Source organism: Spirosoma sp. KUDC1026, assembly GCF_013375035.1.
Lineage (GTDB): Bacteria > Bacteroidota > Bacteroidia > Cytophagales > Spirosomataceae > Spirosoma.
Map to the genome: position 1 here is coordinate 1867230 of NZ_CP056032.1, position 19302 is coordinate 1886531.

The following is a 19302-nucleotide window of genomic DNA, read 5'->3' on the forward strand; positions in this document are numbered from 1 at the left end:
AGGTATGATAGCTTTCAATAACGATACGTCCAAAACAACCCCGCTGGATACGGTGCTGGGTGGGCTGATGCGCCGATATAGCGAACGCGTGCCCGATGTGCAGCGTATCGTCGACGCCATGATTGACGAAAAAATTATTGCGTCTCCGATAGAGATCGAAAATGACCATATTGCCTTCCGGACGATGGGCGTTCCTAATCTGGGTATTGCGTCGTTCGAAAAGATATTCAGCCACTACGGTTACGTAAAACGCGACGAATACAACTTCACCGGCAAGAAACTAACGGCCTACTGGTATGCGCCACCGGAGCCGCACTACCCCCGCATTTTTGTTAGTGAACTCCGCGTGCATGAACTGTCCGACGAAGCTCAGGAAATCATTCACCGCTACACCGATACCGTAACCAGTGACCCGGTCGATGTGCTGGACCTGAACGACGGTAATGCAGTCGACGCGTTCCTGCACCAGCCCCTCTGGACGACGCCCACGCTGACCGATTACCAGGCGCTGCTGGCCGAAAGCGAGTATGCCGCCTGGGTTATCTACAACCGCTACTACCTGAATCACTTCACAATTAGCGTCCACAACCTGAAGCTAGGCTACAACACCATCGAGGAATTTGTGGCCTTTCTGGAAAAGCACGGGCTCCGGCTGAACTCGGCCGGGGGCGTTATTAAGGTCAGTCCGGATGGCGATCTGCGCCAGGCATCGACGGTAGCGCAGATGATCGACGCCGAGTTTGCGGGGGGGGATGTGTTCCGCATTGCGGGTTCCTACGTCGAGTTTGCCGAACGACGCGTATTACCCCAGTTCCGGGATTTACCGGCGAATCAGATCGGGCGTGGGCAACGGCGCGAAGGGTTTGAAGCGGGCAATGCCGACAAGATTTTCGAGAGCACGTTCACTACGCAGACCAATCGGTAGATTAATTCATACAAGTTTTTTTATTGACAGGATTAAAATGGATTTATAGTCAGAATCCTTTAAATCCGCCCGGTGGCCACCGTGGCGCGGCCCGGCTGTAATTCTGTCAATGCAAGATGCTTTTGACGAATCGATAACGGTTGATTAGATTCAGGCATGAAAACCCCAGTTGCCTTATTCGTCTGTCTGCTTTGCTTGCTTATCAACGCCCGGGCGCAGAGACCCGCCCCTGTGGGGTTACAACTCTATAGTTTCCGGACGCAGTTCGAGAAGGACGTTCCGGGTACTATGGCAAAAGTTAAGGCAATGGGCTTCCGCGAAGTGGAGGTGGCTGGTACATACGGTCTGAGCCCCGCTGATTTTCGGAAACTACTGGATCAGAATGGCATCAAAGCCATCAGCACCGGGGCCAGTTTTGAGGAACTGGAAAACAATGTACCGGGTATTATTGAGCAGGCCAAAGCGCTGGGTGTGAAATACGTTACCTGCGCCTGGATTCCGCACCCCGGCGATACATTCACGATCTACAACGCTAACGACGCGGTCGATGTATTCAACACCGCTGGCCGGCTCCTGGACGACAACGACATCAAACTCTGTTACCATACCCACGGTTATGAATTTCAGCCCTATGAGAACGGTACGTTCTTCGATTACCTAGTAGCGAACCTGAATCCCAAATACGTCAACTTTGAGATGGACGTATACTGGGTGAAATCGACTGGTTTAGACCCGGTGGCATTGCTGAAAAAATACCCCCGGCGCTTTACGCTGATGCACCTGAAAGATCGCAAATCCGGCACACCCGATACCAAAACTGGCCGCGCTGACGTGGAATCAAACGTACCACTGGGGCAGGGCGACGTAGGCATTGCTGCCATTCTGAAACAGGCCCGGAAAACGTCCGTAAAGCACTATTTTATCGAGGACGAATCGTCGCGGTCGATGGAGCAGGTGCCTGTTAGTCTGGAGTTTCTGGAGCAGGTGAAATGACGGGTTTAGCGCTGGGCGTTAAAGGCAAGTCGAAAACGTTCGCCCGTTTGTGAATCAGTCTGCGATACGTCAAACTTGACTGTAGTTCCATCCGCTACGCCTAACGATAAGGTACCCAGGTAAAGTCCATACGAACTGCCGTTTTGCCGTACTTCGACGCTGTCGAGCGGGAATGGAACATCGGCAGAGCCCGTCGCTTTCAGCGTTACCAGCATATTGACAAAATTAGTCGAGTTACTGACCTGCGTAAATCCCAGCGTGCCGGATACCGTAACGTTCTAACTGGTTACTGGTAGTTGTGGAAGGTACAACGTATCCGCCCCTTCCAAAAACAGAAAGGCACTGAGATTGTAATTGCCAGCAACAACAGATGCTGGTCCTGATGGGGTTGGGTCATTGTTTTTGGAACAGGCTGCGAAAACAACGACAATAACAACGAAAGGAAGGATCTGTTTCATGGCTGACGAGGTAGCGTTCAGCTATGACAACAAGCCAGGCTGGGACATTGACTATTTTATCGCGTCAATGGTCTTTTGCCAATGCTATATGCCGCAACGGAACAGGTCGTCCTGATCCGAACTGGATGGATCGTCCCCTTCTTGCGAAACTGTATCGCTCGTAATTTCAACTAATCCTGCCGAGTTTTGCGGGATGAAAAAAGTGCTTTTTTTCCTGTTGCTTGTATCAGGGTGGAGTGCTCAGGCGCAGGTATTGCGAAAACGAACAGTGAAGCTGATGGGGAGCCGGTGGGATATTACTATCGTCGCCCAGGATTCGCTGTCGGCCGAGCAGCACATTGATGCAGTCATTGCTGAAGTAACCCGTATTGAGAATCTAATTTCCGATTGGCGCTCGTACACGCAGATTTCCAAAGTTAATCAGAACGCCGGTATCGCACCAGTGCCGGTCGATCCCGAAGTATTTGCCCTGACCGAGCGGGCGCTACGTTTCTCGAAGATTACCAATGGCGCGTTCGATATCAGCTTTGCTGCCATGAACCGCATCTGGAAATTCGATGGCTCAATGACCGAGATGCCGAGCCCCGACGCGATTAAAAATTCAGTGAGGAATGTAGGGTATCAGAACATTGTGCTGGATCGTGAGAAGTCGACGATCTTTCTCAAAAAGAAGGGCATGAAAATTGGCTTTGGGGCGCTGGGAGAGGGCTATGCCGCCGACCGCTGCCGGGATATGATGCTGGCGAAAGGCATCAAAGCCGGGATTGTCAATGGCTCGGGCGATATGAGTACCTGGGGTAAACAACCCGACGGGCGTGACTGGTCTATTGGAATTACCAACCCACTGCACAGAGACACGATTTTTGCTATTGTACCTCTCCGAAAACCCGCCGTCGTTACGTCGGGGAGCTACGAAAAGTTTGTGGTGTTCAACGGTAAACGGTACGCCCACATCATCAATCCCAAAACCGGTTACCCGGCTACGGGTATCAGCAGCGTAACGGTGTTTGGCCCCAGTGCCGAAACGGCTAATGGCTTCAGTACGTCGATTATGGTGCTGGGTGAAACCGCTGGGCTTAAACTCATTCGGCAATATCCTGCCTATCAGTATATCCTCATCACTGACACCGGGCAAATCGTTTCCTCGCCGGGCTTAGGGGTAGAACAACGCCAGCTGTAGTCGAAAGGACCAGAATGGATGAATTTCTGAACGGGCCGAAACCCGGTACTATCAGTAAACAAACAAAATACCTATACCAGCGGTACTGCTAGTAAACAGTCCATCGAACTGGACCAATTCACTGGTAATGGCAGCAAGAAAAGTACTTATATCCGGGGCCAGCATTGCCGGTCCGACACTGGCCTACTGGCTGGCTAAATACGGCTTCGACGTTACGGTCGTCGAACGGGCCCCATCGCTACGATTGGGTGGGCAAAACATCGATGTTAATGGCCCGGCCCGGAAGGTGGTTCGAAAAATGGGTATCGAAAACGCCATCCGGGAAGCTAATACGACCGAAGTTGGCCTGCAGATAATCGGGCAGGACGGCGAGGTATCCGGGGCGTTTCCCAAAGACGGCTCGGTCAGCGGTACCCGCGAACTGGAGATCCTGCGGGGCGATCTGGTTAATATCCTGTATAACTGCTCGAAAGAATCTGTCGACTACCGCTTCGGCGACTTCATAACAGCTCTGGAGCAGCGTCCCGACGACGTACAGGTGACCTTTGAAAGCGGTAAAACCGAGACGTATCAACTGGTGATTGCGGCTGACGGTGTGCGGTCGCGTACCCGAAAACTTATGTTTGGCGACGAACCCGAATTTAAGTCGCTGGGTCTGTACGTCTCCTACATGACCATTCCCCGGCAGGAGAACGACAACGACTGGTGGCGCTGGTATACAGCCGTCGACCGTCGGGTACTCATGCTTCGTCCCGACAACAAAGGCACCATCCGGGCGTCGGTGGCTTTCCTGGAAGACGATAAAGAAACTTACGAAAAACGCACGACTCAGGAGCAGAAGGACGTACTGAAAACCAAACTGGCCGGTGCAGGCTGGGAAGCCGATCGGATCAGTAAGGCTCTCGACGCATCGGACGATCTATACCTGGATAAGGTAGGACAGATCAAAGCGCCCCGCTGGTCGAATGGGCGGGTGGCGATGGCTGGGGACGCGGCCTACTGCCCCACGCCGATCAGCGGCAAAGGTACTACGCTGGCCATCGTGGGGTCGTATATTCTGGCGGGTGAACTCGCGCGGCATGAACGACACGAAGATGCGTTTGCCGCTTACGAAAAGCGGTTGCGCCCCTACGTCGAGCAGGTACAGAAACTACCACCAGGTACACCCAGATTCGTTTATCCCGAAACGAAATTTGGCGTATCCGTACTAAACACGGTAGCCGAAATTGTTGCCAGTAAACCGGTTCAGAAGGTGATCGGTCTGTTCAGTTCCGATGATGATGAGCAGGAAGAGGAGGGAATCGACTTACCCGACTACAGGTAACTTGGAAACCTACCAGTATCAGTTAAATGAAGCCCTGAAGGCCAGCGGACTCTGGTTGGTCTTCGCCTTGAAAAGTTTACTGAACGACTGTGGATGCTCAAAACCTAGCTCGTACGCAATTTCGCTCACGGACAACTCGGTTGTGGAGAGTTTTTCCTTTGCTCTCTCGATGAGTTTTTCGTGAATGAGCTGCTGCGTGGTTTGCCCGGTGAGTTGCTTGAGCAGACTACTCAAATATTTGGTTGAGATGTTGAGCGTATCGGCAACGTACTGAACCGTCGGAAGTCCTTTGTTCAGTAAATCCTCGTGGGTAAAATAATCTGACAACAGCGCGTCTAAACGGTCCAGCACTTTACTGTTGGTGATTTTCCGGGTAATGAACTGCCGTTCGTAAAAACGCTGGGCGTAGGTGAACAATAGCTCCAATTGGGCAATAATTACGTCCTGACTGAATTTGTCGATGTTGGCCTGGTACTCCTGCTTGATGTTATCAATGATGTTGTTGATCGTGGTTTCTTCTTTGTCGGATAGAAACAGGGCTTCGTGGGTAGAATAGCCAAAGTATTCGTACTGCCTGATCTTCTGGGCAAGTAGTGTGTTCCACAAAAAATCGGGGTGAATAAACAGCATCCATCCCTCAAGCGTAATCGGGGGGCCGTCCGACGGACCCCGCAATACCTGATTAGGCGCTACGAACGCCATTACGCCCTCATCAAAATCATATTTTTGCTGACCGTAACTCAGCTTTTCGCAGCCTCTTTTCAACGTTACGGTATAAAAATCACAGATGGCGGCCGGGGTGCCGGCGTGGCTGTTACGGTGCAGGTCCGCACAGTCTATAATGCTGATGAGTGGATGCTGAGGTTTGGGTAATCCTGTCAGCCGATGCCCCTCCGTGATAGACTGTATTCTGATGGGTTTGGTGTTTGCCATGACCGAAATTAAGATTTAAACGGATAGCTCAGCCAGATCAGAAGCAGAGGCATAAGCAGAAACGGAATTTCCAGCAATGCAATTCTTGGGTTGCCGGCATTCAGGGCCAGCGCCATGATGGTGACGATGGTGATGGCGTTGAGCAGATTGCCAAGAAAGAAGGTCTTTGGAAACATCAGCAGCAGCCCGGTAAGGATGGAAAGGGCACCTAGAACCGGCGCATACGTAGGACTGATGCCCAGTGCCGACATCATGTTGGCTGATCCGGGATTGGCTTTGACGTTCAGTGAATCCCACCCGTGTTTGAAGGACAGAAAAACCGAAACCAACAGCAGGGCTAGTGAAATGAGGTTCTTTATCATTTTAGTAGTTGCTATTTGGATGATCTGTTCCGTACATGGTTGATGCTCCCATTTTCGCAGCCTGCGCAAGGGCAAACTTGGGCGCAACCCGACTCAGGATACGCATAGCTTTGGCAAGCCCCGGATAGATTTCGTCCGTATCCTGTTCCATTCCTTTAATGGCCGCGTCAACAATCTTTTCCGGGGCCATCAACATACTCGTGCTGAAACCGTCTTCGTTCATGAACTTGTCATTCAGTGGCGTGGAAGAACCGGGAGCTACCAATTCGATCACGTTAATATCGGTATTTTTCAGCTGCACCCGCAACGCCTGCGTGTAGGATCGTAACCCCGATTTGCTGGCGCTGTAAATGGGCGAAATTGGCAAAGCTCCCAACGCAATACCAGACGTAACGTTCATAATCACCGACGATTTCTGCTTTTTCAGATGGGGCAGAAACTGCTGTACCATGCGAATAGGACCCACCAGGTTAATATCAATTTCGCGGGTAATATCATCGAGTTCATGGGGCTCGTGCAGGCTGATTTTCCGCATCTCCCCGGCATTGTTGATGAGGACATTCAGACCAGGAAAATCCCGGGTAACCTGGTTGTATAACCCGACGATGTCTTCCGTTTTGCTGACGTCGCTCTGGACGGTATGCACAGCTGGCAGTTTCTGTTTGGTTTCTTCCAGCTTCCGGGCGTTTCTGCCCGTAATAATCACGGTATTGCCTAGCGCAATGAGTCTTGTGGCAAACTCAAGACCGAAACCACTCGTTCCGCCGGTGATCAGGATGGTGTTATTCTCTAGTTTCATCGTTTCCGTTTTTTGGTACGACAAAGCTCCGCAGCAGGCCAACAGCGGACGTAGTCAAAAGTCGGAATGTTGTAGTAGAAAGGGAGGGTGGGCGGGGCTGAGAGATGTTTCTAGCCGCTAACGAACAGGACGATATGTAAAGAATTAGAATTCCTGGCCGCTACTTCAGCTTTTGCCGCAACCAGGCTCGTACCGGTTCGTCGTACCATTTTAAACTGGCGTAAGCCAGCACGATAGCGCCTGAAAATGTGAGCAAGGCATAGGGTAGAGCCTGCCCTAACGTAATGCCCTTGTGATTGCTGACCCAGGCCACGTAGAAATAGACAAGCACGTAGTGCGTCATGTACAGGGGGTAGGAAAGATCACCGAGGAATCGACAGATTTTTTCTTCCGTTTGACTGCGCACCACACCACTGGCACCGATATAGACAATGAGCGGAAAGACAATGATGATGCAAAATGCTTCGTACAGCCCATTCATCCAGAGATGTTCGGCACCACCTAGTCGTGGCATCAGCAATACAGCCGCTACCAACAGGCTGCACCACAGGAACGAATTTTTGATGTAGACAGGCCGTGCTACCCGTGATAAAAGAAGACCGGCAAAGAAGGGGAAAATTGTCCGGATCAGGCCAATACGCATCTGTTCGACATTAAATGTCCAGCCACCGGTAATGTCTCCGTTCGGATTTGTAACCGCAAAATGCAAAAGCACGGCACCAGCCAATGCGACAAAAATAGCCAGGGCTTTATTCGATAGTTTTCGTAGACCCAGCGCGTAGAGCACATTGGCGATATACTCGAAAAATAAAGACCAGCCAACGCTATTGAGCGGATGCATTTCCTGCCAGCCGCGGATGTCCATCGACAGCGGGACGGGTAAAATCGTACAACCTATCAGCCAGACAATAATCAGCTTCCATACGGGGATGGTGTGGATGAGCGGCCAGATAGTTGAGTCGGTAAAGTAAAAGGTGATGGCGCCGAGCGTCATGCCCAGCACAACGAGTGGTTGCAGCCGCTCGAACCGGCGCCGGAGAAAGCCACTGATGGTTAGTTTGTCCCATCTGTCGTCATAGGCATACCCAATGACAAAGCCGGACAGGAGAAAGAAAAAATCAACCGCCAGGTACCCATGATTGACAACATTGTCGAGGTGGCTACTGGCCAGCGGCTCGGCAAGGTGAAAGAAGACTACGATGATGGCTGCTACGCCCCGAAGCCCATCTAGTACCTGGTAATGCGGCTTTGTACCGAGATTGTTATTGTTCATTCGTCAATCTACTGGATTCAGATCATGCTGTTTTTGAAGTTTCTCCGCACCTACTCCTGTGGTACCAACTAGCTATGTTGTCGGTTCGGATGTAGACTTGGCCAGCATTTTCGTTTGGGGCAAATTCATCGAATCTAAAGAAATGAATTTAGTTAATTGCTGTCTTTCTTTATCAGCAGGTAATCTTCGTAATCCGAAAGTATAGTGAAACCTAACTTGTCTACGTAGAATACTGTTGTCAGCTTTTTGTCCCGCATTGGTAATTTAGGAATTATGTCTGTTAGCATAGACTTATGCTTTTTTGATTCGTAAGTCTTTGTTAATTGAGTTTGACTCCGGTACGATATTCAGTATTCAATCACTCTGTTGACCTTGCTAATAAAAATCCGATGTTGAAAATTAGTCTATCGTTAATCAGCCAATAATAAATCTCTAAAGACAACGTCAAACTCTTTCTCTAAAAAATCTATTGTTTTTGGCTGTGCCTGCAATGAAGCTTTAATAAGCTGCGAGGTAAATAAGCCGCTTTTTGCCTTCCATTTTGCGTCCGCACTGTCAACAGATTTTATCCAATCAATCTTTACTGGATATTCTGATTTGTCATCATCACAGTTATCAAAAATATTTTTAATTTTTATAGGATAATGCTTCAATGATTTGCCGTTCAACTGAAAGTCGTTTACTCTAACAGCTTTCTCTATTACCCGTCCGATGCCAACATAACCGCAAGATTTCAGAAACGCGACAACTATATCGCCTGGTTCAAGTGTTCTAATTGAATCGCTAAATTTTCTATTTTGCCCTGCTGAAAGAAAACCAAACTGTCTGCAGTCGTCCCAACAACGATGTTTGCCTTCACCTACGTTTACGTAGTAAAGCCCGTTTTTAAAGTCAAAACTTGATAAGTCTACATGATAAGTGTTGTGCGGGCGGAATTTTTCGGCAAAATGCCCCGATGAAATATTTGTAAGCGTTCTGCCAAGTTTCCAAATCAAAGTTTTCTCAATCAAGAAAGCTTCATGCTCTGTCAGATCTTTAGCAATTACTTTTATAATAGGTTCCAGTCCAGCGGTTTTAATAGCTTTTATTCTCTTTGATTTTTCAGTGTCGCTGTTGTCGGTTAAGTGAGCTTTTTTACGACTTCCTGTTCCCTTGCCAAAGTAAAACTCCTCAAAGTTCCTCGGGTCTATGTAAACATAAACGTAGTAGTCGGTCTTGAGATCTGCCATACGGTTACTATTGACGGGTTTCAATTTATTTCAATGGAAAATTTTTAGTACTAAGGGCTTGTTACAATTTCCGAATATGCTCTAGAGAAAAGAAAACCGTATCGATGTAGCAAGATAACTGTTGTCATCGCGTGGGCAAAACTCCTAGAGCAACTAGCCAGTTACTGCGCTTCTCCTGAACATCCTGACTTTTATCCGGTTGTCTTTCAGAGCGACAGCCGATAGCGATGTAGCCTTCTGACACAGTTTCGACCACCTGATCGGCAAACGCACGGATGGAGCGAGAACCGACGTATGTTACCGCGAGACGTTAATGTTACGAAAGTTTGATGGCACCTGGAATTGCCCACCCGCATCAGTCGGTACTTATGTACATGGATGGCAGTCAGAAAGCTGCTACCGATCTGAAACCATAGTCTTATTCGTTGTCACAAATTAGTAGCTCATGGAAAGCAAGCAACAGATTGAGCAGGTAGTCCGGCAGCAGGAACGGGCGGTTCAACAAAAAGACATTGACGGGGCAATGGCAAATTATGCCACTGATGTAGTTTCGTTTGATGTCGTTAATACGCTTCAGAAGGTAGGTCTGAACGAAAGTCGGCAGCGGCTGGAAAGCTGGCTGTCGCAGTTTCCCGGACCGTTTTCCTATACCGTAGACAACCTGGAAATCTCGGTTACAGACGAGCTGGCGTTCTGTCATTCGTTCAATCATGTAAAAGGACAGCTCGCCAGTGGCGACGAGATTGATATGCGCTGGCGGGCTACCATCTGCTTTCGTAAGCAGGACAACGCGTGGCTGATCACACACGAACACAGTTCGGTGCCCTTTGACCCCGAGACTGGAAAAGCGCTGATTCTGCTGGATAGATAACGTAACGCTCGACAAACGCTAACGCCAGTTTAGAAAAGACTATTAGTCAGCTTTTGTGATGTTGCTGCGTCAACTCAGGCACCCAGCATGATTCAGAAAACGCACGGCGTTCAGCGGGCTGAGCAACTGTTCAGAAGCGAGTTCCGACGGGCTAATCACTACGTTAGCAGGTTCAATCACGCGCGGATGCAGGGTGGCAAAACGTAGTATAACCGCCTGGGCGAGATCGGATAGCCGGTATTAATTATCCACGGAACCGACGATAGGATCGGGTCGTATCAGTACATGGTTGTTTTGCCGCATGAACTAAAAAATACCCCGTTAAGTACGCTCAAAGGTCCTGCCCAGGAACTGCGTCAGTACGACTGACGTACCATCATCAAGGGTATTACCGGTCAGGATTCGGACAATCTGTACTTAGTTGAACGACTGGCGAAACTCCAGTGGCGAGTAGTTCGTCTTGCTTTTAAACAGTTTGCTGAACGATTGCGGGTGTTCAAAACCCAGTGCATAGGCAATTTCGTTGACTGACAGATCGGTAGTCGACAGCTGTTCTTTGGCCTTCTCAATCAGCCTGTTCTGAATATGCTGCTGCGTACTCTGACCGGTCAGCGTTTTCAGAAGGCCGCTCAGGTAATTAGGCGATACGTTGAGGGTGTCGGCGACGTACTGAACGCTTGGTGGCCCCGCTTCGACGAGTGAACGACTGGCAAAATAGTCTGTAAGCAGAGTCTCCAGCCGATCCAACAGTCTGTGATTTGTGACCGTGCGAGTGATGAATTGCCGTTTATAAAATCGCTCAGCGTATTTGAGCAGCACCTCCAGCTGAGCCACAATAATATCGCGGCTCAGCGTGTCGATACTGGTGTGGTATTCCTGCTGGATGCTACGCATAATACCCACAATTGTCGTTTCTTCCTTATCAGACAAAAACAGCGCTTCGTGCACCGCGTAATCGAAATACTCATATTGCCGGATGGTCTTGGCTAGAGAAGTATTCCACAGAAAATCAGGGTGGACGAGTAGCATCCAGCCCGTGTGTGCGGGGACTTCGTTACCGGCCGTCTCAATGCTGTACACCTATCCCGGCGCGATGAAAAACAGTATCCCCTCATCGAAGTCATACGCCTGCTGTCCGTACTTGATCTTGCTGTGCGGGTTTCGTTTAAGCGCGATTGAATAAAAGTCCAGTACCTGTGTAGCCGGCTCATTCACTGCCAGGTGCATGTCCTCAAATCGGATGACACTCACCAATGGATGCTCGGGCCTGGGCAAATTCCGGATCTGGTGAAATTCGCTGATCGTCCGGATTCTGACGGGCTGCTGTCCTGCCATGTTTAGTGTTGCGGTTGCTGGTTGAAAGCTGCGGCAAAGTCGGCCGCAAATTCGTTGAGCTTAACCTGGCCCAGCACGGGTTTGTTCCGGTTATAATCAGCCTGAAGCCGACCGCTATGAAGCGACTCATACAGCTCGACCATCCCGGCAGCCAAATGGGCCGGAATACCAGCCGCGGTTAAACCGGTCAGCATGTCCTCATTGCTGATGAGTACCCACTGTAAATCTGGCTTGCCAATGGCGTCCCCCAGGCTGGCGGCAACTTCATGGCCGGTTGGTTCGTCGCTGCTCACGTAGCGGATTTTTCTGTGTTCGGCCGGTAGCTCTACCTCATCGGCAATGGCTGTGGCAATGTCTTTGGGCGACACCATTGGGATCACATCGTCAGCCCCGTAATTGGCCGCGATTTGTCCTGTATGTTTGATCTGCCCGATAAAACCGAACAGGTTGTAATAGAATGACGTAGGCCGCACGTGGGTAATCGCTACGTCGGACAGTTTATTTAAAATGCTTTCGGCGTTGTGCGAACCCAGAATAAAACCCGTTCCGTGATCGAGATCGGCTCCGAAGCTGCTCAGATGGATGGCCCGGTTCACCCCCGACTGCCGGATGGCCAGCGCATAGGCCGTTGCCGTGTTGCGGTAAAACGCAGTCGGTTCAATGGTCGGATTGCTGAAATAAGCGGGCGGTATCATGCAGTAGACAACATCGGCCCCGCTGAACGTATTGGCGAGAAATTCGGCGTCTTCTACTGAGCCAATGGCGGCTTTCGCGCCGAGCGCTTCAATGTCAGCCTGCCGGTCGGGGCTGCTACTGATGACCGTAACGGTATGACCTTTTTGTACAAGGTGCTGCGTAAGTGGCTGACTGATGTGGCCCAGTGAACCGGTGACGATGATGTTCATGACATTGCTTTTTGTTTCGGCAAAGTTCCGTCATCGTTCCGTGGCCGACGTAGCCGAATCTACGCTTGTTCTAGGCAAATCGTGGATAAAAACACAAGACGGTATGGCTAATCGTCACGTCTAGTACGGTAACTGCCGTAGGAGTGCTCCATTGGTGTTAAACGACGCGCAGTCGCTCTTCTTCCAGGTCGATCTGATACAGTTGCTGGCGGATCAGGTCTTCGTCGACTTTCGGGTCTTTGTTGAGCTCAGTAAGGTACTGTCGTTGGCTTTCGAGTAGTTCGACAAAGATTGATTTTGTCTTGTCATTCATCCAGTTGTCCTCACTGGCTTTGGCGCGTTCCTCCCACTTTTTCAGAAACTTTTCCAGCCCAATGTGGCCATCCAGTTCGTTCCCGTACTTCTGTCTCAGGAACTGATAGCTGTGCTGTTTCAGGCCGTGTTTCATGGTTTGTCGGCGCTGATCTTCCGGTTCTTCCGGGAAGCTTTCGTACAACCGGGCCCGGTTTATAAATGAAGGAAGCGTAAGCCCCTGCACCAGCAGCGTGAGTAGTATGGCAACAAACGTGATGACGAGGATGAGGTTCCGGTGCGGAAAGGGCGTACCGTTATCTAACGTAATGGGTATTGATAAAGCAGCTGCCAGCGACACAACCCCACGCATACCGGTCCAGCCGATCAGTAAGGGCATAAACCAACGTCTTCGGTTGGAGCGGGCACGGGGAAGTACACCAGGCCGAAAGACAAGCGTAGCAATCAAAGCCGCATAAGCACTGACAATCCGGACGGCAATCAATACGCCCGTTACCAGTATGCCCTGACCAATAGCCGTTCGTAATGGGATACCTTCGGCGCGCAGTCCATCAACAATTTCGGGTAATTCCAGACCAATGATCAGAAACACGACGCCGTTTAAAATGAACACCAGACTTTCCCAGACGCTGAAGCTCTGAATACGACTGGTACTGTTCAGGAAAATAAGCCGCTTATTTGACAAAAAAAGGCCCCCGCTCACGACCGCCAGCACGCCCGAACAATGAATTTCCTCGGCCACCCAGTACATAAAATAAGGTTCGATAAGCGTTAGGGCAATGTTCGATTGAGGGTCGAGGGGCAATCGTTTGTGCGCCTGAACAAAAATCCAGGCCAGCAGCAGGCCGGTACCTGCTCCGCCAACAACCATCCATAAAAAACTCAGCGTTGCCTCCTGCCAGATAAATTGCCCCGTGCCTACTGCAACTAAAGCAAAGCGGAAAATGATCAGCGAGGATGCATCGTTCAGTAAGCTTTCGCCCTCCAGAATAGCCGAGGTAGATTTAGGGATCTGGACAAATTTGGTAATAGCACCCGTACTGACTGCATCGGGCGGGGAGACGATTCCACCTAGTAAAAAGCCCAGGGCAAGGGTAAAGCCCGGAATGAAATGGTTGGCCGCAATGGCCACGGACAAGGCCGTGAAGAAGACGACGATAAAGGCAAAGCTGCCAATCATGCGCCACCATTTTTTCATTTCCTTGAAAGAAACATTCCAGGAAGCTTCGAACAGAAGTGGTGGCAGGAAAATGAAAAAAATCAGGTCGGGGTTGATTTTTACCCTCGGCAAACCTGGCATAAAACTGACAAACAACCCGGCCACAACCAGCAGAATCGGGTAAGCAATTCTGAGTTTGTTGGCCCACATGTTCAACAGCACGATGGCTGCTATCATGGCCAGCAAAAAAGGCAAAATGGTGTGCATGAAGCTGAGGATAGTACGTCTTTAAAAAGTTAATTTGTTACGTAAATCTTCATTGGACGCGCCTGTCAACTGGAGCAGGCTATTACCCTGCCAAACAGCAACGATACGTTTGTCCATGAATGGTGAGTATTCTCGCAACGAGCAGATTACGAGGACTATAAGCGTACATGATGCGTAATGATGAGGACTATATTACATAACAGTTTTGGTATTGTCGCCATTGATGTCTCAAAATAAGAACTGCCGATTTGAGCATTTATAGACAAAAAAAGGACTGACACTGAATAGATCACGTCAGCCCCTCGTGGCGATAGCGCCCAATTGACTATTGTTTTGGCTGGTTGATGAACTTAATAGCAATCCATCAGAATCTGGCTGTGTGACTGGTAGTAACTCAGGGGCTTGCCGAGCTTGGTCTGGCAGATCGTTTCCAGCAGGTCCAGTACGTCCTTTTGCATGGCCAGTGAGCCACAAAGCATCAAAACTCCTTTTGTCTGCAAGACATTCGCAATGAAATCGGCGTCGCGGCTGATCAGGTGGCTGACGTACTGCCGATTTCCTTCGCGGGAGAAGGCTATATGCAGCTTCGCCAGTTTCCCCGTCGACTGATTGGCTTCCAGGAATTCCTGATAAACGTCGAATGAAGCGCTGTGCCGGAAGCCACAATACAGATGGGCGGGGAGGAGCTGCGCGTTCTGGCTGATCATACCCAGAAACGGAGCAATGCCGGTGCCATTGGCGATCATTACTACCGACGAGGCATTGACCGGAAAATGGAAATGAGCGTTGCTGACAATCCGGGCGCGGACGGTCTGGCCGGGCGTTAAGTCGTGCAGGAACGTAGACCCCAGGCCATTAGGATGCAGACGAACGCTCAACTGAATTTCATCGTCGACAACGCCAATCGAATAGAGCCGTTCGCGGTGATCGTTGGCGGGATAAATAGCCAGCAGATCGCCCGACGTAACCCGCTGCCGACGTGGAGGGCGCATCCGAACCTGGAACGTACCGTCGGGCTGAGCAGTGCGCACCCTGGTCATGACGGTCAGCTTGTCTAGCCGGGGGGCGGAGGTTTGTAACGTTTCCGGCGAAATAACCATAGGCCGATCGGCCTGCTGCGACCAGGATTCGGCCCAGAGGCTGAACTCCTCCGGCGACCGGTCGTTGACCGTGTGAATGTCGACCAGTGGGGTTGCCCAGGTCTGGTGACTCAGTAACGTATTCACCTCGAAGGCAAACTGACAGAAATCGGGGTAGGAGCGGGAGCCGAACCCCACCACCGAATACTTGACCGGCTGGGTCTGCTGGTGTTTATCCAGCAATGTATTAAAACGCTGGGCGTTGGTAGGCGCGTTGCCCAGGCCGTAAGTAGCCGTCAGCACAATCAGGTGCTCGGCTTTCGGAAAAGCCGTGTAATTGTTCAACTCAGTCAGGTACGCTTTCTCGCCCTGCTTGAGCAATTGCTCGTAAACCGACTGCGCATAACGGAACGTACTGCCGTTCTCCGACCCAACCAGAATCACAAAGCGACTATCGTCGGCGCCGTACTTGTTTTTGACGCGGTTGCCGCGCCGTTTCAGCGTGATGGCAAAGCCCGACCAGATGAAAAAGAGAATATTGCCGGCGGCAACAGCCAGAATAAAGGCCCAGATGCCGCTGGCCCGGCCCGTGTGCAGGTTCAGGCTCAGGTTGGCCAGTAGAACCGTCGCAGGGTAACGGTCTTCGCTCAGGATATCGCCCGTAATCTGGTTGACCGTCAGTTCGCGGTCTTTAAGTTTGAGCGTATAATAATCTTCGGGATCTTCCGAAAACGGAAATTCGATGGTCTGCACATCCGCCAGCCGAATGGTCTGAAACACCGGCATGTCGGCCAACGGGCGCTGTGGAGCGGATTTGATCGCGTCGAGATCAACCTTGGGTGAGATCTTCTCCGATTTAAGCAGCCCGAAACGATCCAACGAGAGGTATGTTCCCGAAAGGGCAATCACCAGAATCGGAATCAGTGACAGGCGACCCAGGACGACGTGCCAGTACTGGGCAAAGTTATCGCGGACGATACGGGCGAAAAAGCGTTTGACGCCCCGCTGCCGCTGAATAATCAGCGCCGTGCCCGATACGGTGATGAGCAGCAGGAGAAAAGCGGTCAGACCAATAAAAAACCGACCCGCTTCGTGCAGAAACAGTGACCGGTGGAGGCTCGTTACCCACTGGAAAAACTCACTCTGTTTGGTGGGGGTGCCCAGCGATTTACCCGTACGCGGATCAATGTAGGCCGTGAGATTATCCCCGTTGTCGTCGCTGCCCTGCAGTTGTACGAAGCCATTGGCATCGACACTGAGCTCACTAATTTCACTGTAGCTTCTTTTGAGAACCGGCAGCGTCTGCGCCAGCGTGATTTCCGAAAAACCATCGACCCGGTAGGGCTGCAACTTTTGCAGAATGGGCTCGACCGCCAGAATAATACCCGTGATGGAAGCCAGGGTCAGTAAAAGAAAAGAAGATACAGCCAGGGCTAAATGGCTGTATCTCCAGACGGAAATGGTCATACGTTCGGCCCCTTGGCGGGAGCGTTAGTTGGCGCTGAAACGCACGTAGCGGATGTAACCCGTCCCTTCACTTTTGGCAGAAAGTGCTTCCGCCGTCAGCGGAATTTCCAGGTCTTTAACGTAGTATTTATTGTCTTCAACCGCGCTCTCAAACCGCAGTTTGTATCCTTTGTCAATCTTGGCCGGATCAAGCTCCAGCATGGTTACGCTACGGTCGCCCCCGCTCACTGAAGCACCAGTAATGGCGCTGAGGTTCGGTGTTTTCTTGGCGAGTGCTTTATGCCACTCTTTCAGGTCGGGATACCATTTTTTGTCAGACCCCAGTACGTACAGCGTTTTTTCGTAGGCGCCTTTGGGGTTAACCAGCGACACAACGATATAGGCTCCTTCACCCATATAGTTGGTCATCTGAATCATGCATTTGTACTTGGCCGTGCCAGCTTGCTGTGCCAGCATAGCAGCTGGGTTAGTCAACGCTAGCACCAGTGCCAGCAGGGCGATTTTCGATAAACAGGACATAACTTATTTCAGGAAATTGAGCGATACGTTTCCCTTCGACAGTGATTCGTTTTCACTGGCCAGGTCGTAGGCGGTTTCTTTAAAGTTGGTAGAGATGTCTTTTTTCGCGCCAATCGACAGCAGATACTTCATCATTGCGTCGTCCTTTGAGATCATAGCCGCCTTGTGCAGAGCGGTCAGGCCTTCTTTGTCACGAGCATTAACATCAATCTGGAGTGGTTCCAGTTTTTTCATCAGGCCCATGTCGTTTTTCGCCACGGCCAGATGATAAAGTGTGTTGCCGTTTTTCTGGGGAGCTTTCACGTCCAGACCTTTCTGCTGAAGCAGGGCCAGTTTAGTGCCGAAATCGTCAGACCGTGGAGCACCTTCTGGCCGGGCTCCTCCAGGCCCCCCCATACCACCCGGCCGGTACCCCTGAATCAAGTACGCAGCCAGATTGTCGCCTGCTCTATCGGTTACGTTGATGTCGGCACCTTTATCGATCAGGTACGTAACAACCTCGGGTGAGTTGCCCCGAACGGCCAGCGCCAGTGCTGTTACGCCTTTCTGGTTGCTCTGATTGATGTTTTTTACGTTCGGTGTCAGCATCTCCAGTACAGCCATATCACGGTTTGATGCCGCTGCGTTCATGAACGGCGTGTTGCCTTCTTCATCAGCCTGATTTACGTCAACGCCTTTGCTCAGAAAATGCTCAATCAGTGGGTTCTGACCGGGCCGACGTACCAGCGCGTGCAGTACGTTTTCGCCGTTTTTGTTTGTTGCAGTGGGTTTAACGCCCACGCTTTCCAGATACTGAAACACCTCCATCGGTGCTGGCCCGCGACGTGATCCCTGGCTGGCCATGACCATAGCCGTTGGGCTAACGGATACGCCCCGCTGCTGCAGCGCTTTCAACATATCGATGTTGCCGCCCCGGGCCGCATAACTGAATGCGTTGTTTCCGGCGGCATCGGTACTTTTCAGGTCCAGTCCTTTTGAGATAAAATAATTCGTCAGTTTCAGATCTTTGTCGTTAGCCACAGCCAGAAGCAGGGCATTGGCCCCGTCGTGGTTAACGTCTTTTTTTAGATCGGCTCCGCCCTTAATGAGCAAATCATACACCTGCGTATCGGGGATGCCGGCACCCGCTGCGAAGTTCAGTGGCGTAGTACCATGACTATCCTCTGCACTCACTTTAGAGCCTTTGCCAAGCAAATACTCAACGATTTCCACATTGCCCCGGAAGGCAGCCCAGTGCAGGTAATTCCGGCTATCGTGGGTGATTTTGTTTACGTCATTTCCCGGCTGCTCAATCAGGTATTTGATGGTTTCGTTGGGCGCCTGCGAATTAATCGCTAGTACGACGGGATCAAAGCTGGATGGGTTGAACTGCGATGGGCTGTTGCCTTTGGCGATCTCGGCCTTCACCTGGTCGACGGCGGGTTTGTTCTGCCAGAACGACTGTTCCAGCAACACGTTTTTCTGCGCCTGTGCGGATAGGGCAAAGCCTACCAGAACGACACTGAGTAGTTTTTTCATACGAATTCGATACGGGATACGTGGGATACTAGTCCTTGCTGGTAAATGCTCAATTGACCGCGAGCGCAAACTGTGCGCAAATTACTAAGAATAAGTCTAAATAAGCCTGTTTTTTTGACGAAAAAGGATAGTTAATTTCCCAAATAGTAGCACTCCAGAAATGCGGGTGTAGGCATTTAAGTGTGAGTCTGGCTGACAGCTCAGATTTAAAGTGACTCGTTCGAGTCAGGGAAGCCTTTGCTCTGAAAACAGATGATTGACCAATAAGCTTACAAAAGAGAAGATGATCAATATAGTGATGATACGCTGCATGCAGCGTTAAACGAAGTAGATCATTGACATCTAAATTACCGTCGTTGACAGCTCTATTTCTGTCATTCACAACTTTGAATAT

At 50.6% G+C, this 19302-nt stretch carries 17 protein-coding genes and 1 pseudogene; 5 read left to right on the forward strand and 13 right to left on the reverse strand.

What is annotated here, in order from left to right:
- Positions 1–4 precede the first annotated feature (4 nt).
- Together HU175_RS07955 and HU175_RS07960 are read left to right on the forward strand one after the other, a co-directional pair.
- Positions 5–925 carry a DUF1338 domain-containing protein gene (locus HU175_RS07955; RefSeq protein ID WP_176566084.1) on the forward strand — a complete coding sequence of 307 codons (921 nt, stop codon included), beginning with the start codon at positions 5–7 and terminating at the stop codon, positions 923–925.
- A 156-nt stretch (positions 926–1081) separates the two neighbouring features.
- On the forward strand, positions 1082–1918 hold the full coding sequence (locus HU175_RS07960) for a sugar phosphate isomerase/epimerase family protein (RefSeq protein WP_176566085.1): 837 nt from the start codon (positions 1082–1084) through the stop codon (positions 1916–1918).
- A 5-nt stretch (positions 1919–1923) separates the two neighbouring features.
- Here HU175_RS07960 and HU175_RS07965 read toward each other — a convergent pair whose 3' ends face one another.
- A complete protein-coding gene (locus tag HU175_RS07965) occupies positions 1924–2133 on the reverse strand; it encodes a hypothetical protein (RefSeq protein ID WP_176566086.1) in 210 nt (69 codons plus the stop codon).
- A 436-nt stretch (positions 2134–2569) separates the two neighbouring features.
- Between HU175_RS07965 and HU175_RS07970 the strand changes: the two genes are divergently transcribed.
- Both HU175_RS07970 and HU175_RS07975 read left to right on the forward strand, forming a co-directional pair.
- On the forward strand, positions 2570–3556 hold the full coding sequence (locus HU175_RS07970; RefSeq protein WP_176566087.1) for an FAD:protein FMN transferase: 987 nt from the start codon (positions 2570–2572) through the stop codon (positions 3554–3556).
- A 127-nt stretch (positions 3557–3683) separates the two neighbouring features.
- The gene (locus HU175_RS07975) at positions 3684–4880 is read left to right on the forward strand and encodes an FAD-dependent monooxygenase (protein WP_176566088.1); all 1197 of its coding nucleotides are present in this window, start codon (positions 3684–3686) and stop codon (positions 4878–4880) included.
- 18 nt (positions 4881–4898) lie between these two features.
- On the opposite strand, the gene HU175_RS07980 is transcribed toward HU175_RS07975, so the two are convergent.
- The 6 genes from HU175_RS07980 to HU175_RS08000 all read right to left on the reverse strand — a co-directional run bounded on the left by HU175_RS07980 (position 4899) and on the right by HU175_RS08000 (position 9476).
- Complete coding sequence (locus HU175_RS07980; RefSeq protein ID WP_176566089.1) at positions 4899–5813, reverse strand: helix-turn-helix domain-containing protein; 915 nt, start codon at positions 5811–5813, stop codon at positions 4899–4901.
- Between the two features lie 8 nt (positions 5814–5821).
- Entirely contained in the window at positions 5822–6175 is a 354-nt protein-coding gene (locus HU175_RS07985) for a hypothetical protein (protein ID WP_176566090.1), read from the reverse strand.
- Between the two features lies 1 nt (position 6176).
- Positions 6177–6974: an SDR family oxidoreductase gene (locus HU175_RS07990; protein ID WP_176566091.1), complete on the reverse strand. Its 798-nt coding sequence runs from the start codon at positions 6972–6974 to the stop codon at positions 6177–6179.
- Positions 6975–7134: 160 nt separating this feature from the next.
- Positions 7135–8247: an acyltransferase family protein gene (locus HU175_RS07995; protein WP_176566092.1), complete on the reverse strand. Its 1113-nt coding sequence runs from the start codon at positions 8245–8247 to the stop codon at positions 7135–7137.
- Positions 8248–8399: 152 nt separating this feature from the next.
- The gene (locus HU175_RS24950) at positions 8400–8534 is read right to left on the reverse strand and encodes a hypothetical protein (RefSeq protein ID WP_255433121.1); all 135 of its coding nucleotides are present in this window, start codon (positions 8532–8534) and stop codon (positions 8400–8402) included.
- A gap of 123 nt (positions 8535–8657) precedes the next feature.
- Positions 8658–9476 (reverse strand): GIY-YIG nuclease family protein, encoded by an 819-nt coding sequence (locus HU175_RS08000; protein WP_176566093.1) that lies wholly within the window; start codon positions 9474–9476, stop codon positions 8658–8660.
- 445 nt (positions 9477–9921) lie between these two features.
- On the opposite strand from HU175_RS08000, the gene HU175_RS08005 reads away from it, so the two are divergent.
- Complete coding sequence (locus HU175_RS08005) at positions 9922–10347, forward strand: YybH family protein (protein ID WP_176566094.1); 426 nt, start codon at positions 9922–9924, stop codon at positions 10345–10347.
- A 417-nt stretch (positions 10348–10764) separates the two neighbouring features.
- On the opposite strand, the pseudogene HU175_RS08010 reads toward HU175_RS08005, so the two are convergent.
- The 6 genes and pseudogenes from HU175_RS08010 to HU175_RS08035 all read right to left on the reverse strand — a co-directional run bounded on the left by HU175_RS08010 (position 10765) and on the right by HU175_RS08035 (position 18908).
- Positions 10765–11682: pseudogene (locus HU175_RS08010) on the reverse strand (helix-turn-helix domain-containing protein).
- Between the two features lie 2 nt (positions 11683–11684).
- On the reverse strand, positions 11685–12587 hold the full coding sequence (locus HU175_RS08015; protein WP_176566095.1) for an NAD(P)H-binding protein: 903 nt from the start codon (positions 12585–12587) through the stop codon (positions 11685–11687).
- A gap of 157 nt (positions 12588–12744) precedes the next feature.
- Positions 12745–14325, reverse strand: coding sequence for a Na+/H+ antiporter (locus tag HU175_RS08020; RefSeq protein WP_176566096.1), 1581 nt, complete (start codon positions 14323–14325; stop codon positions 12745–12747).
- A 350-nt stretch (positions 14326–14675) separates the two neighbouring features.
- The gene (locus HU175_RS08025) at positions 14676–16871 is read right to left on the reverse strand and encodes a PepSY domain-containing protein (RefSeq protein ID WP_176566097.1); all 2196 of its coding nucleotides are present in this window, start codon (positions 16869–16871) and stop codon (positions 14676–14678) included.
- Positions 16872–16895: 24 nt separating this feature from the next.
- Complete coding sequence (locus HU175_RS08030; RefSeq protein WP_176566098.1) at positions 16896–17390, reverse strand: DUF2271 domain-containing protein; 495 nt, start codon at positions 17388–17390, stop codon at positions 16896–16898.
- 3 nt (positions 17391–17393) lie between these two features.
- Positions 17394–18908 carry an ankyrin repeat domain-containing protein gene (locus HU175_RS08035; protein ID WP_176566099.1) on the reverse strand — a complete coding sequence of 505 codons (1515 nt, stop codon included), beginning with the start codon at positions 18906–18908 and terminating at the stop codon, positions 17394–17396.
- Positions 18909–19302 lie beyond the last annotated feature (394 nt).